The following is a 606-nucleotide window of genomic DNA, read 5'->3' on the forward strand; positions in this document are numbered from 1 at the left end:
AAGAGCAGAAGTTAGCATGATCGTTACCATGTTGGGAGTCACATGGAAGATCAGATCCTGGAAAACGGGAAAAGTTCCGTTCAGACCGCTATTTGTGTATAAGAGTCAGGTGCAAGGGGTTGGGGATCTACGTGTATGGGGAATAGAAATAAAAACCGCAGCTCAAGGCTGCGGTTTGAGGATTTTTTTCGATGAAATCTAGTTCATAGCCGTGTTTTTTGTGGATAAATTTGGTTATGCCAAATCTTGGATACCATATTTTCGCTCTCTTTTTTCAAAAGCATAACTACCGCCTTCGAGAATATTGCAGATATCTGCTCGTATGCCGGAATTCTCTCGCACGTTACCATCTTCAACGGCACCTGACTTATATTTAATGTGTTCGCCTTGGTTGTCGGCTATTATTATTTGTTCAGAGTCCGTATTGACAACTAAATTTGCGTTATGGGTGACGATTATGACTTGACGATATTTTTTGATTTTCCTAAACAGTGGGACTAGTTGAGACATAATAAACTCATTATCTAGATCATCTTCAGGCTGATCAAATACAAAAGGGCTTCCGAAGGGATCTGTTGCTAATTTTAAACAAACATAGAAAGTACC

1 protein-coding gene and 1 pseudogene are annotated in these 606 nt (G+C 39.8%); one reads left to right on the plus strand and one right to left on the minus strand.

Annotated features, from left to right (window positions below; translation table 11 throughout):
• On the plus strand, positions 1–202 hold a 202-nt coding region (locus PG883_RS23745), incomplete at its 5' end, for a hypothetical protein (RefSeq protein WP_270808517.1).
• A 32-nt stretch (positions 203–234) separates the two neighbouring features.
• Here PG883_RS23745 and PG883_RS23750 read toward each other — a convergent pair.
• Positions 235–606 (minus strand): annotated as a pseudogene (locus PG883_RS23750) (hypothetical protein); the annotation flags it as partial.

This window comes from Aeromonas sp. QDB25, from assembly GCF_027707725.1.
GTDB classification, from domain to species: Bacteria; Pseudomonadota; Gammaproteobacteria; order Enterobacterales; family Aeromonadaceae; genus Aeromonas; species Aeromonas caviae.